Origin of the sequence: Streptomyces sp. NPDC091387, assembly GCF_044756945.1 — a bacterium.
GTDB lineage: Bacteria > Actinomycetota > Actinomycetes > Streptomycetales > Streptomycetaceae > Streptomyces.
Genome location: NZ_JBIVTZ010000009.1, coordinates 56,910 through 69,252 on the forward strand (window position 1 = coordinate 56,910; position 12,343 = coordinate 69,252).

Genomic DNA, 12,343 nt, shown 5'->3' on the forward strand with positions numbered 1-12,343 from the left:
ATGGCCAGGAGGTCTCATGCCCCGTCCGACCAGCGACGTGCAAGCATTCGAAGCCCACGCAACTGACGCCGACCTCGACGATCTGCGCGCGCGACTGGCCGCGGCGCGACTACCGGAGGCCGAGACGGTCCATCGGGCCGCGCCCGGCCCTCGCCGATGGGAACAGGGTGTTCCTCTCGCCGACCTCGTCGAGGTCGTGCACTACTGGCGCACCGGGTACGACTGGCGGTCGTTCGAAGAGCGCCTGAACCGGATCGGCCAGTTCCGCACGACCATCGATGGTCTGGGAATCCACTTCCTGCACCGCCGGTCCACGCGCGCAGAGGCCACTCCTCTGGTCTTGACGCACGGCTGGCCAGGCAGCATCGCCGAGTTCATCGATGTAGTGGACGAGCTGGCAGATCCGAAGGATGCAGACGCGCCGGCGTTCCACGTGGTGACCCCGTCGCTGCCAGGCTTTGGTTACAGCGACAAGCCGGCCACCACCGGATGGGGAACCGAAAAGATCGCGGCCGCATGGGTGGAACTGATGGCGCGGCTCGGCTACGACAAGTTCGTGGCGCAGGGCGGCGACTGGGGTGGTGTAATCACCACGGTCCTCGGCGGCAGGTTCCCGGCGCACGTTCTCGGCATCCACACAACGACCGCGCAGTCACCGCCCGGGTTGACAACGGACGGGCTGACGGCAGCCGAGCGCGCATGGGCCGAAGAGACCCGCGATTTCTGGCGCCACCACGCGGCGTACGCGAAGCAGCAGGCGACCCGACCGCAGACCATCGGGTACTCCCTCGTCGACTCCCCCGTCGGGCTTCTCGCCTGGATCCTTGACAAGTTCGCTGAGTGGACAGATACCGAGGACAGCCCGTTCGAGGCGATTTCCATGGACACCGTTCTTGACAACGTCACCCTGTACTGGCTGACCAGGACCGGCGCTTCGGCAGCCCGCATCTACTACGAAAGCCACAACTCGCTCGACCCCGGACTTCGCGTCGACGTCCCGTCAGCAATCAGTACGTATCCCCGCGACATCGAGAAGTGTCCGCGCCCCTGGGCACAGAAGCGGTTCCGACAGATCGTCCGATGGAGTTCGCCCGAAACCGGTGGACATTTTCCGTCGCTGGAGGTTCCCGAGTACTTCGTCAAGGATGTTCAAGAAGGCCTCGCGGCGGTGCTGGCCGCCCATCGGTGAAACGCGGCTGGGCTATCGGCACTCGATCACCGCGTGATCCGGCTCAAGGCGTTGCCCCGCGCCTTCCGGGCCCATGACCGCGACGGCCACCAGCACGCCCGCAGGTAGGAGCCGCGCGAGCAGAACGTGCCGCGCCGGTGCTCCGCGGTCTATCCCCAGCACCACTTGGGGTCCCGGCGGGCGGCGGCGATGAGCGGCCGGGTGGGCTTGGGGCGGGGCTGGAGGCGGTTGCGTGCGGAAGGCCGCCCGGGGGCGGGCGCGCTGACGGCGGTGAGGGTGCGGATGTGGTCGGTGAAGCCCGGGGCGGGCAGGGGCAGCTCGAAGTCGCCGATGTGGCCGACGGCCGCGGGAACGTAATCGAGCACGGCACCGACCATGGCGGGCACCGGGGCCGGATCCGTCTTGAGCGCGCCGAGAATGCGCAGCGCCGTGGGCAGCAGGCTCGCGTCGGTGGTCGTCACGGCGTTGAGCGCGTCGCTGACTATTCCTGGCACGTCGTCAGCGGTGACGTCGGGCACGGCGTCGGTGAAGTCGTCGGTGGAGGGCGGAGCGCTCTGGATCTGCTCGGTCTGTTCGTACCACCAGCGGGCCTCACCGTGCTCTCCGAGCGCGAGGTGGTGGAGGTAGAGGCAGTAGGAGGCCGCGGGGTCGCCGGCGCCGGCCGCGTACTGCCACCAGAAGCGGGCGTTCTCCTCGGATTCGGCGAGCTGGAGGATGCAGCCGAGGACCCGTGCGCCCGAGGGTTCGGGGAGTTGCGGGGTGAGGAAGGTGTCCAGGGTGCTGAGGGCGGTGTTGCGGGTGACGACGGTTTCGCAGAGGGTCTGCAGGTTCTGGGCCGCTGCGTGCTCCGTCGGTTCCTCCGGTACGGGGGCGGACGGCGGCGGTGGGGCGTAGGACGGGCCGGTGGTGTGGAGCCGGGCGAGGAGGCGGGTCTCGGCGGCGTTGATGTCGTCCTGGGTGTAAGGGGTGGTGACGAGGCGTGCGCGGGAGAGGAACTCCGTGATGTGGCGTGTCATCGCCGTCCTTCCATGGCGCGGTCGGGTCCCAGGATGTCCCGCAGCCGGCGTGTCGCGTGGCGGACCGTGGAGCGGACGGTGGCGCTGGTGATGCCGAGGACGTCGGCGACCGCGGGTGCGTTCAGTCCGTGGAGGTAGGTCATCACCATGACGTCGAGCTGACGTTCGGTGAGCTGACGCATGGCCCTCATGAGGGCGAGGGACTCGGTGATCTGCCCGTACGGGTCCACGGCGTCGCGCAGGGCGAAGGTGTTGAAGGCCTCGTCGTCGAGCAGCGGGGGCCGGCGCCTGCGCGCGCGGCTGTGGTCGTTGACCTTGTTCCGCATGACGGTCCAGGCGTAGCCGGCGGGGTTCTCGACGAGCAGGACTCTGTCCCAGGTGCGCAGCAGCTGCTCGAAGGCGCTGTCGATCGCTTCCTCGGCGTCGTGGCGGTTGTGGAGGAACGTCTCGGCGTAGTGGATGTAGCGCGGGCGGTTCATCTGGTGGAAGGCGGTGAAGGAGAGGTCGGGGAGCTGCTGGGTCATCGGATCGGTGCCCTGACGGGTGCGGCTTCGGTACTCGGTCACCGGCCTTCCTTCCCTTCGTGGGGACGGCGGCTCATCTCGCTCACCCCGGCCCGGACTCCCGCGGCCGCCAGATGGCGCAGCAGGGTGTGGGCGTCCTTGCCGAAGACGCGGATCGTGACCGCCAGGATCATCAGGTCACCTACGAGGTGGGTCGTCACAGGCGAGAGCCTCTGTTCGTGCGAAGAGCCGGGCGCTTCTTCGAGCCCGGGAAGTGCGCGGGTTGTGCGCCCTTCACTCTCAACAACACCTGAGAACGAACAAGTGTGCAGGGGCAATTCAAGGAAGTTACGGAGCGACAGCCTTTGTGACGCACAGATGTTCCCTCCTGCTCATCCGGCACCCTTAGCCACCCCACGCCACGCGCACGTCGGCACCGTCACCAGCGCACACGCTCCACGAGCAGCACTCTGCATAAATTTGCGCGAATCCAGCAAACATTGACGGTGACTCACATCACACGCTCTGGCTCATCGCGTTGCGGCGCAGCTGTACCTCACGGTGTCCACGGCCACAACTCCCGTACACGAAACGTTGGATGTCCTGTGGGACACAACCATCTACGTGGGATCGCCGTCATACGCAGTGGATGTGAACAGGCGACCGAAAGAAGATTTCATGCTCTGGATACGACGCCCTGACACCCACCATGCGCGACGGACCGGCAGACGGCACGGCGCCCGTGCGGCAGCGCCGCTGGCCGCAGCGCTCCTGGTCTCGGGCGGTCTGACCGTTGTATCGCTCACCCCGGGGGTAGCCCACGCTGCCGGGGGCCGCGCGGCCCCGGCGGAGGATTTCAACGGCGACGGCTACGCGGACCTCGTCACGGCAGCCCCTGGCGCGACTGTCTCCGGCAAGGCGCAGGCGGGCTATGTGGCGGTGACGTACGGCTCGGCGACCGGCATTGATCCCACGCGCAAGACGCTCTTGAACCGCTCGACGAGCGGAGTGCCCGGATCTGCCACCGCAAAGCAGGGGTTCGGGGACACCTTCAGCAAGGGCGACCTCGACGGCGACGGCTACAGCGACCTCGTGATCGGCTCGGCCAAGGGGTCTGCGGGCAGCGTCGTCGTATGGGGTTCGGCCTCGGGACTCACCGGCGGCACCGCCATCGCCGACTACGGGCTGACCCCGCAGGTGGGCGACTTCAACGGTGACGGAAAGGCCGATCTGGCGCTGTTCGGTGCCGCAGAGACCGAAGGCGATGACTCCGTACCGCAGGCGGCGAACCTGTGGAAGGGCCCCATCTCACGCGCGGGAAAGCCGGCCGCCCGGCTCAACTTCCTGGACAAGTCGGAGTGGTGGGGCGACAACGGCTCCGGTGCGGGCTGCGCGGCCGACGACTCGTGCGTGAATGGCCCCCACTCGCTCAGCGGGCCCAACACAGCCACGTCGGTCGGTGACGTCAACGGCGACCACCGCGACGACATCGCCATCTGGGCTTATGAGGGCGACGGAGTCTGGGCCACCCATGTCCTGTTCGGCGGCGCCGGCGGATTCACGGAGTCCAGCACGCTCGGGGACATCGGCTCCGAGGGCGACGACAGGGCCACCGACATCGGTGACGTGGACGGCGACGGCTACGGCGACGTGGTGATCGGCAGCGGCGGCGAGACCAGCAAGGTCACCGTCCTGTACGGCTCGGCCTCCGGCCCGTCGTACGACCGGGTGCAGAGCTTCGACCAGTCCCTGCCCGGGTTCTACGGCGCCGAGGAGGAAGGCGACCACGTCGGCTCGTGCGTCTCGGTCGCCGACGTGACCGGGGACGGCCGCGCGGAGATCGCCCTCGGTATCGACGGTGAGGACTTCGGCAGTCTGACCGACGCAGGCTCGTTCGCGCTGCTTCACGGCACCGCTTCCGGTGTCACCGGTGAGGGCAGCCAGGTGATGCACCAGAACACCGAAGGCGTGCCCGGTGTCGCAGAGACGAACGACCAGTTCGGGGCTGCCTGCGCGCTCCTCGACATCAACGGCGACGGCCATCGCGACCTCGCGGTCTCCTCGACTGCGGAGAACGCCTCGGCCGGAGCGGTGTGGACCCTCAACGGCACCGCCGACGGCCTGACCACGAAGCTCGCGACGGCCTTCGGTCCGGGCGATGTCGGGGGTCCGGTGACCAAGGCACTGTTCGGCAGCTTCCTGCGCTGACGGCACCGTGTTGCTTCTGGCGACCGGCCGGGCGGTAAGGACCGCCCGGCCGGTCGCCGCGGCGCACGGTGGTGCCGGCTGCGGATCGCGGATGATGGACTCGTGCCATGAAGACACTGCCACCCCGCGTCCTCAAGGCGCTGGAACAATTCCACGCCGCCCGTCCGTGGGACCACAACGCCCATTACCACCGCTGGATCATGCGGCAACTCCCGAGGCGCATCGGGACAGCTCTCGATGTCGGGTCGGGCAGCGGGGACCTGGCCCGGTTGGTGGGTACACGCGCCACATCCGTACAGGGTCTGGACGCCGATCCCACGATCGTTGTCCGGGCACGGGAGCTCACGGCGCCGGCCTCGCCCGTCACCTTCACCGCCGGAGACGCGCTGACCGACATACCGCCCGGTTCCTACGACGTGATCACGTGTGTCGCCGCGATCCACCATCTGCCGTTCTCCGAAGCTCTCGCCCTGTTTCGCCGGCACCTGGCACCGGGCGGGACTCTGGTCGTCGTAGGGCTCGCCCGAGCACAGTCACCCGGCGATCGCCTGATCGGCACGGCCGCCGTTGCGCTGAATGTCGTGATGGCCTGGATCAAGAACCGGGGGCGCAGGGCGGCACGGCCGGAATCGATGACCGCCCCCGCGCGACCGGCGGCGATGAGCTTCGCCGACATCGTTCGTGATGCCCGGAACGTGCTGCCCGGTGCGCGGCTCCGCCGACGAGTCTGCGAAGCCGAGTTGCTCATGGGCCAATGCTGTCCGCCGCCACCCCGCTGCGCACGCCGGGCGGAAGCCGGACCCTTGTCAGTATCCAGAATCCTGGTTACTGTTTGATTCGTGAACGATTTCGACGACCGCTTCCTCACGCGCAACGGCCTCGCCGCGCGGCAGCTCGCCGTCCTGCTCCTGCATCACGAGCCGGACACCCGACTGCCCCGCGTGCGCGACTTCGCGGAGGAGCTGGGCTGCGGAAACGGTACCGTCCAGGCCGCCCTCCACCTGCTGGAGGAGGCCGGAGCGATCTCCACGACCGCGCGCGGCCATCTCGGCACGTTCCTCGTCCACTCGGACCGCACCATCCTGTGGCGGCTGTCCGGGCTGGGGACGCTGCTCGCGGCGATGCCGCTCCCCTACTCACGACGGTACGAAGGTCTGGCGACCGGGCTGCGCAGCGCGTTCGAGGAGGCCGGCGCACCGTTCGCGATCACGTTCATGCGAGGCGCCGGAGCCCGGACCGCCGCACTGCTGGAGGGCAAGGTCGACCTGGTCGTCCTGTCGCGGTTCGCCGCCGACCAGCTGATCGCCGAGCACCCGGTGGAGCTGGTGGCAGATCTCGGCCCCGCCACCTACGTCGGCGCTCACGGCATGCTGGTGCGCCACGGCGTCGACCTGGACGCGCCCGGACTGCGGGTGGCGGTCGACCACGCTTCGGAGGATCTGCGGATGCTCGTGGAGCGGGTCTTCGCCGGCCGGGAGGACGTCGAGTGGCGCGAGGCGTCGTACATGCAGTTGAGCGACCTGTTCGCGCGGAACGAGGTGGATGCGACGGTCTGGAACCTTGACGAGGCACAGGACCGGCTCGGGGTCGGCGTCGACGTGCTTCCGCTCGGGGACGAGGTCAACCGGGAGCTGGCGCTACGCAACTCCACCGCCGCGGTGATCGGCCGGTCGGAGGGGGCCAAGGCGCTCGCCGCGGTCCGCGACTCGCTGGACCTGTCGCTGGTGACCCGGCTGCAGAGCGAGGTACTGCGCGGTGAGCGCGTCCCCTCGTACTGACCAGCGGGTTCAGTGACCGGGGTCTCATAACTCCGGGGCGTCACTCGCCCTGAAAATACAAAATCCTGGTTACTGTTGATTTTAGGAGGATCAATCATGGACGACCAGCTCGCACTGCGGATCCAGCTCTTTCGCGAAGGCGGCCAGGTCAGGCCCGAGGTGGCCGACTTCGTCACCACCGAGCTGACCTCTCTGGAGGCCGAGGGCCGCACGGTCACCGAAGCGACGGCGGGAATGCTGACCAGCCATCTGATGATGGCGCTCGGCCGGATCCTGGACGGCGAGGCGATCGAGCAGTTCCTCACCGACGACCAGATCGCCGCCGAGCTGGCCGGGCATCCCGACGCGGTGGCCCGTGCCCGTGCCGTATCGGCTCGCGCCGAACGGGAGCTCGGGGCCCCGCTCCCCGAGTCCGAGGTCAACTTCCTCGGCATGCACCTGGCGGTACTGGCCCAGCAGTCCCCCTCCGCGCCCACGTCCTGACCGGTCACGGCAGGCACCCCGGCCCCCTCCGCCCCCGTACCGACGCAGAGAACGCCCCCCGTACCGAGACACAGAGAACACAGAGAGAAGTACAGCCATGACGAAGATCCTCACCGGTGGAGTCGGCAAGGTCGAGGTCACCGAGGCCATCGGCAAGCTCGGCATCGACTCGCTCGACGTCGTCGCCTCCAGCGACATGGACGCCGCGATGAAGCTCCGGGTCGGCCAGGCCGACTACTACCTGGGCACCTGTCACACGGGCGCCGGCGCCTCGCTGGGCGTGCTCGTCGGCCTCATGGGCAGCGCCGCCTGCCACACCTTCGGCCGGAGTGTTCCGACGGAGGAGAAGGTCGCCGAACTGCTCGCCGACGGCAAGAAGGTCTTCGGCTTCTCGATGGACCAGATCGACGTCATCGCCCCCCTCATGGCGCGCGCCATCGCCGCCCGCGGCTGAACCCAGCCTGTTCTGATCATCCCGGGCACCAAGGAGTGACTCGTGAGCACCACACTCGCCGCCGGCGCCAGCCTTGACTTCACGCTGGCCCAGCAACTGACCGTGATAGCCCTGTGTGCGCTGACCGCCTACATCTCGCACATGGCCCTGGCCGTCTTCAATGACGGGGTACGCCCCTTCATGCTGGACTTCATCCAGGGACGCACCACCCGCAGCGCGACAACGGCTGTCTCGTTCGGTCTCTCCGCCGGATTCATCTTCGGACTCGGTGCGCCGATGGCTCTGTCCACGGGTGTGCTGAACCCGTGGCTGCTCTTCCTGCCCACGGACATCCTCGGGATGCTGGCGCCCAGGAGGTGGCTCGCCCCCATCCTCGGCGGTGCCTGGGGCGCGGTCGTCGTGTTCGGTCTGAACGGCGCGAACAACGTCGCGCACGATCTGCCGGTCGACTTCCTGACGGCGATGCAGCAGATGTCGACGCCGATCCTGTTCCTCTTCTCGCTGTTCCCCGTGCTCGCCATCACCAAGCAGTTCGGCCGCAAGTGGGGCGGTATCGCGGGCGTCCTCGAACTGGCCCTCGTCGTCATGACCATGAAGCTGTGGCCGAACATGTTCGCCGGAGCACTGGCCATGGCCGTCGGTGTGCTGATGCTCATCGGGCTGGCGGTCGCCAAGGACGTCCGGCAGCGCCGGGCCGACCGGGCGGCGGGCGTCGAGGAGGTCGTCCTGGAGGACGACCCGATGGCGTCGCTGTTCAGCGCCAGCGCGGCCCGTCTACGCAAGTACCTGCCGCTGTTCATGGTGCTCGGGGCCGGGGTCTGTGTGCTCGCCCAGATGCACATATTCGGCGGCGGTGAGGCGACCAGCTTCCTGATCGCCAAGGGGCAGTACTCCGAGGCCGCCCAGGTCGACTTCTACCGGGTGTTCGGCTTCATCCCGCTGATCGCGACGACCGCGCTCGCCTCCGGCGCGTACGGCATCGCCGGATTCACGCTGGTGTACCCGATCGGCTACCTCATGCCGAACCCGTTCCTGGCGGCTGTCGTCGGTGCGGTCGTGTTCGCCGCCGAGGTGCTGGCCCTCTCCTGGATCGGCAAGGTCCTCGGCAAGCTGCCCAGCGTCCGGGACTCCTCGGAGCACCTGCGCAGCGCCATCGGCGACACCCTTCAGCTCGCGATCCTCTTCGGCTCGCTGATGGCCGCCAACGCCATGGGCGGCGGACTCGGCATCCTCGTCGTCGGCGGGCTCTACCTGCTGAACGAGGCGATGGGCCGGCCGATCGTGAAGATGGCCGCCGCACCCGCGGCCGTGATCGTCGGCGGCATTCTGCTCAACGTCCTGTACTGGCTCGATCTGTTCACCCCCGTCAAGGGCTGACACACCCCCCGGTCCGGGGACCTGTCCGCCCCGATACCGGGGCCGGCACGTCCCCGGACCGGACCGGGCCCGTACGCGAAGAAGGAGCCTCCACGATGAACCACCACGAGCCGCGCACCCTGCGCACCGTCACCGGCGATGTTCCGGCCTCTTCGGTACGCGGCCCCGCCCTCGCTCACGAGCACCTCGTCCTCGACCTGGATCAACGGGGCGACGGCGCGGCCGTTCTCGACCCGCGACGCCACGCGGCGGCCGTGACCGCCGAGCTGAGCGGGCTGCGGGAGGAGTTCGGGCTCTCCCTCGTCGTCGAGCTGACCTGCCGGGGCATGGGACGCGACGTCCGCGCCCTGGCGGCCATCGCCCGGGACGCACAGGTCGCGGTGGTCGCCGCGACCGGCTGGTACTACGAGCCGTTCCACACCCCGGAGATCGACGCCTCCGACGTGGAACAGCTCACCGCGGTCCTTCTCCGCGAGATCCAGGAGGGCATCGGCACGACCGGCATCCGGCCCGGCGTCCTCGGTGAGATCGGCAGTCACGGGGATGTCCCCACAGCTCCCGAGGCCAAGGTGCTGCGCGCCGGTGCGCGGGCCGCGCGGGCCACCGGCCTCTCCCTCGCCACCCACGCGCAGCTGGGCCGGGGCGGGCTCGCCCAGCTGGACCTGCTCACCGGTGAGGGGCTCCCCGCCCACCGCGTCAGCATCGGCCACCAGGACCTGCTGGACGCCCCGGGCGTCCACCGGGAGCTCGCGGCACGCGGGGCGTACGTCGCCTTCGACACCGTGGGCAAGTCGTCCTACCAGAGCGACCGGACCCGGCTGCGGCTGCTGCTCGCCCTGGTGGAGGCCGGGCACGCCGACCGGGTCCTGCTCAGCTGCGACATCTCCCGCCACGGCTACCTGCTGGACGAAGGCGGCCAGGGCTACGGGCACCTGTTCCGGAGCTTCCTGCCCGAGCTCCGGGCGGCAGGCGCCGACGACGACCTGATCGACCTGCTGACCCGCCGCAATCCGCTGCGCTTCCTGACCGGCGCGAGCGTGGAGGAGAACTGACATGAACCCCGTACTGCCCGCCACGTTCCCGCTGGCGACCGTCGGTCTGGACGAAGCCGTCGCCACGCAGTTCCGGCTGCTGGAGGCCACCGCGGCCCACTTCGAGGGACAGCAGCTCTTCTCGTCCGACGCAGGAGTCGTCCCCGGTCTCGGCCGGCCCCGCACCACCGCCCGCGTCGAGGCCGTGCTCGCGGACTTCTTCGGGGCCCAGGACGCCGCCTTCGTCCAGGGCGCGGGCACCGGAGCGATCCGGGCCGCCCTCAACGCCGCTGTCCGGGCGGGCGATCCGCTGCTCATCCACCGGGCCCCGGTCTACCGCACCACGGAGGTCACGCTGCGCGGTATCGGCGTGGAGACGGCCGAGGTCGACTTCAACGACGCCCCGGCACTCCGCGAGGCCCTGGCGTCCGGGCGGTTCCGGTGGGCGTACATCCAGCACACCCGCCAGCGCCTCGCGGACTCCTACGATCCGGCCGACGTCATCGCCGCCTGCCGGGCGGCCGGGGTCCGCACGATCGTCGACGACAACTACGCCGTGATGCGCACGCCCGCCGCCGGTGTGGAACTCGGGGCCGACGCCTCCTGCTTCTCCCTCTTCAAGCTCCACGGGCCGGAGGGCGTCGGTATCGTCGTCGGCGCCCGCGATCTGGTCGAGCACATCCGCCGCGACAACTACTCCGGCGGCGGTCAGGTCCAGGGCCACCAGGCCCTCGACGCCCTGCGCGCCCTCACCCACGTTCCCGTCATGTGGTCCGTGCAGTCCCGGGTGGGCGCAGAGGTCGCGGAACGGCTCACGGCCGGCGAGGTCGACGGGGTGGCGGAGGTCCGCATCGCCAACGCCCAGGACCGCTGTCTGCTCGTCCGGCTCGACCGGCCCGTCGCCGCGGCACTGCCCGCCGTCGCCGCCCGCTTCGGAGCCGCCCCCTACCCCGTCGGCTCCAACTCCCGCTACGAGATCGCCCCGCTCTTCTACCGGATGTCCAGCTCCGCGCTGGACGACTCCCCCGAGCTGGCCGACTGGATCGTACGCATCAACCCGATGCGGGCGGGCGCGGATCTCGTCATCGACATCCTGCGCCGCTCGCTCGCCGCCCTGGACGATTCGAAGGACGACTGACCGTGTTTCTCGACACCGTGCTCACCCGCAACCCCGGGCTCGTCGACGCCGCGGCCGCGCTGCACCGCAACGGCGAGATCCCGCCCGACACCTATGTCGTGGACCTGGACGCCGTCGAGGCCAATGCCGCGCTGCTGGCGGCCGAGGCCGACCGCCTCGGCATCAGTCTCTGGTTCGTCGTCAAGCAGCTCGGCCGCAACCCCGAACTGATCAGGGCCATCGCCCGGCACATCCCCCGCTCCGCCGCGATCGACCCGGCGGAGGCCCGCACCCTGCACGCCGCCGGGGCACAGCCCGGCAACCTCGGGCACCTCGTCCAGATTCCCCGGCGCGCGCTGCCGGAGATGCTGGCCTGGCGCCCGGAGACCGTCACGGTCTTCGACCTGGCAAACGCCCGCGCCGTTTCCGACGCCGCGCGCGAACTGGGCATCGTCCAGGACGTCCTGATCCGGCTCGAAGGCGCCGACGGCGCCGTCTACCCCGGCCAGGAGGGCGGCGTACCGCTCGGCCGTCTGGACGCCTTCGCCAAGGAGGCCGAAGCGCTGGACGGCATCCGGATCGCGGGCGTCACCGCCTTCCCCTGCGTCCTGTGCGACCCCGAGACGGGCGTCCCGGCCGCGACCCCCAACTTCGGCCTGGCGCTCAGGGCCCGCGAACTCCTGGCCGCACGCGGACACCACGACCTCAAGCTCAGCGCTCCGAGCGCCACCTCGATGGCCTCCCTCCCGCTGCTCGCCGAACGGGGAGCCACCCACGGCGAGCCGGGCCACGCCCTCACCGGCACCACCCCCCTGCACGCCCTCGATCCGGCCCAGCCGGAGATGCCCGCGTACGTGTACGTCAGCGAGGTCGCCCACACGCTCGACGACGGCCGTCCGGCGATATTCGGCGGCGGCTTCTACACCCGTTCGCACATCCGCAGCGCCCTCCTGCCACGCACCGGCACCCGGCTGGGCGTTCAGCACGCACCCGCCGAGAACATCGACTACTACCGCCTGCTCGACGCCCCCACCCGCGATGCGGACGTCCGCATCGGGGACACCGCCCTGCTGGCCTTCCGCACCCAGATCTTCGTCACCCGCTCGACCGTCGCCGTCGTGTCCGGGCTCGCCTCCGGCAACCCCCGGCTGAACGGCCTGTACGACGCCCATGGCCGAGCCCTGTAA

Annotated in this window: 13 protein-coding genes; 10 read left to right on the top strand and 3 right to left on the bottom strand. The window is 69.7% G+C overall.

The window, feature by feature from the left end; genetic code table 11:
• Positions 1 to 16: 16 nt before the first annotated feature.
• Positions 17 to 1,189, top strand: coding sequence for an epoxide hydrolase (locus ACIQM0_RS19545; RefSeq protein ID WP_401288147.1), 1,173 nt, complete (start codon positions 17 to 19; stop codon positions 1,187 to 1,189).
• Between the two features lie 149 nt (positions 1,190 to 1,338).
• Here ACIQM0_RS19545 and ACIQM0_RS19550 read toward each other — a convergent pair whose 3' ends face one another.
• Genes ACIQM0_RS19550 through ACIQM0_RS19560 form a run of 3 tightly spaced genes read right to left on the bottom strand, consistent with a single transcriptional unit; the run spans position 1,339 to position 2,929 of the window.
• Positions 1,339 to 2,205, bottom strand: coding sequence for a hypothetical protein (locus ACIQM0_RS19550; RefSeq protein WP_401288148.1), 867 nt, complete (start codon positions 2,203 to 2,205; stop codon positions 1,339 to 1,341).
• Positions 2,202 to 2,771 carry a sigma-70 family RNA polymerase sigma factor gene (locus ACIQM0_RS19555; protein WP_363031317.1) on the bottom strand — a complete coding sequence of 190 codons (570 nt, stop codon included), beginning with the start codon at positions 2,769 to 2,771 and terminating at the stop codon, positions 2,202 to 2,204. The genes ACIQM0_RS19550 and ACIQM0_RS19555 overlap by 4 nt, the downstream gene beginning before the upstream one ends.
• Positions 2,768 to 2,929 (bottom strand): hypothetical protein, encoded by a 162-nt coding sequence (locus ACIQM0_RS19560; RefSeq protein ID WP_363031318.1) that lies wholly within the window; start codon positions 2,927 to 2,929, stop codon positions 2,768 to 2,770. Before ACIQM0_RS19560 ends, ACIQM0_RS19555 begins: the two co-directional genes overlap by 4 nt.
• 457 nt (positions 2,930 to 3,386) lie before the next feature.
• Here ACIQM0_RS19560 and ACIQM0_RS19565 point away from each other — a divergent pair, with 457 nt between their 5' ends.
• From ACIQM0_RS19565 to ACIQM0_RS19605, 9 genes are all read left to right on the top strand, one after another.
• A complete protein-coding gene (locus ACIQM0_RS19565) occupies positions 3,387 to 4,916 on the top strand; it encodes an FG-GAP-like repeat-containing protein (protein ID WP_401288149.1) in 1,530 nt (509 codons plus the stop codon).
• 107 nt (positions 4,917 to 5,023) lie between these two features.
• Positions 5,024 to 5,752 carry a class I SAM-dependent methyltransferase gene (locus ACIQM0_RS19570; RefSeq protein WP_401288150.1) on the top strand — a complete coding sequence of 243 codons (729 nt, stop codon included), beginning with the start codon at positions 5,024 to 5,026 and terminating at the stop codon, positions 5,750 to 5,752.
• 3 nt (positions 5,753 to 5,755) lie between these two features.
• The gene (yhfZ, locus tag ACIQM0_RS19575) at positions 5,756 to 6,694 is read left to right on the top strand and encodes a GntR family transcriptional regulator YhfZ (RefSeq protein ID WP_401288152.1); all 939 of its coding nucleotides are present in this window, start codon (positions 5,756 to 5,758) and stop codon (positions 6,692 to 6,694) included.
• Between the two features lie 96 nt (positions 6,695 to 6,790).
• Positions 6,791 to 7,177, top strand: coding sequence for a transcriptional antiterminator (locus ACIQM0_RS19580; RefSeq protein ID WP_385037002.1), 387 nt, complete (start codon positions 6,791 to 6,793; stop codon positions 7,175 to 7,177).
• Between the two features lie 97 nt (positions 7,178 to 7,274).
• Positions 7,275 to 7,631 carry a DUF2620 domain-containing protein gene (locus ACIQM0_RS19585; RefSeq protein WP_207317689.1) on the top strand — a complete coding sequence of 119 codons (357 nt, stop codon included), beginning with the start codon at positions 7,275 to 7,277 and terminating at the stop codon, positions 7,629 to 7,631.
• A gap of 42 nt (positions 7,632 to 7,673) precedes the next feature.
• Positions 7,674 to 9,008, top strand: coding sequence for a YhfT family protein (locus ACIQM0_RS19590; RefSeq protein WP_363021993.1), 1,335 nt, complete (start codon positions 7,674 to 7,676; stop codon positions 9,006 to 9,008).
• A 95-nt stretch (positions 9,009 to 9,103) separates the two neighbouring features.
• Complete coding sequence (locus ACIQM0_RS19595) at positions 9,104 to 10,060, top strand: phosphotriesterase (protein ID WP_401288156.1); 957 nt, start codon at positions 9,104 to 9,106, stop codon at positions 10,058 to 10,060.
• A 1-nt stretch (position 10,061) separates the two neighbouring features.
• Positions 10,062 to 11,177 carry an aminotransferase class V-fold PLP-dependent enzyme gene (locus tag ACIQM0_RS19600; protein ID WP_401288159.1) on the top strand — a complete coding sequence of 372 codons (1,116 nt, stop codon included), beginning with the start codon at positions 10,062 to 10,064 and terminating at the stop codon, positions 11,175 to 11,177.
• A gap of 2 nt (positions 11,178 to 11,179) precedes the next feature.
• Positions 11,180 to 12,343, top strand: a complete 1,164-nt coding sequence (locus ACIQM0_RS19605) for a YhfX family PLP-dependent enzyme (protein ID WP_401288162.1) — start codon at positions 11,180 to 11,182, stop codon at positions 12,341 to 12,343.

Bases quoted from the DNA above. Each gene is read 5' to 3' on its own strand.
- ACIQM0_RS19545 (WP_401288147.1), top strand. From the start codon at position 17: ATGCCCCGTCCGACCAGCGACGTGCAAGCATTCGAAGCCCACGCAACT.
- ACIQM0_RS19550 (WP_401288148.1), bottom strand. From the start codon at position 2,205: ATGACACGCCACATCACGGAGTTCCTCTCCCGCGCACGCCTCGTCACC.
- ACIQM0_RS19565 (WP_401288149.1), top strand. From the start codon at position 3,387: ATGCTCTGGATACGACGCCCTGACACCCACCATGCGCGACGGACCGGC.
- ACIQM0_RS19570 (WP_401288150.1), top strand. From the start codon at position 5,024: ATGAAGACACTGCCACCCCGCGTCCTCAAGGCGCTGGAACAATTCCAC.
- ACIQM0_RS19580 (WP_385037002.1), top strand. From the start codon at position 6,791: ATGGACGACCAGCTCGCACTGCGGATCCAGCTCTTTCGCGAAGGCGGC.
- ACIQM0_RS19585 (WP_207317689.1), top strand. From the start codon at position 7,275: ATGACGAAGATCCTCACCGGTGGAGTCGGCAAGGTCGAGGTCACCGAG.
- ACIQM0_RS19595 (WP_401288156.1), top strand. From the start codon at position 9,104: ATGAACCACCACGAGCCGCGCACCCTGCGCACCGTCACCGGCGATGTT.
- ACIQM0_RS19600 (WP_401288159.1), top strand. From the start codon at position 10,062: ATGAACCCCGTACTGCCCGCCACGTTCCCGCTGGCGACCGTCGGTCTG.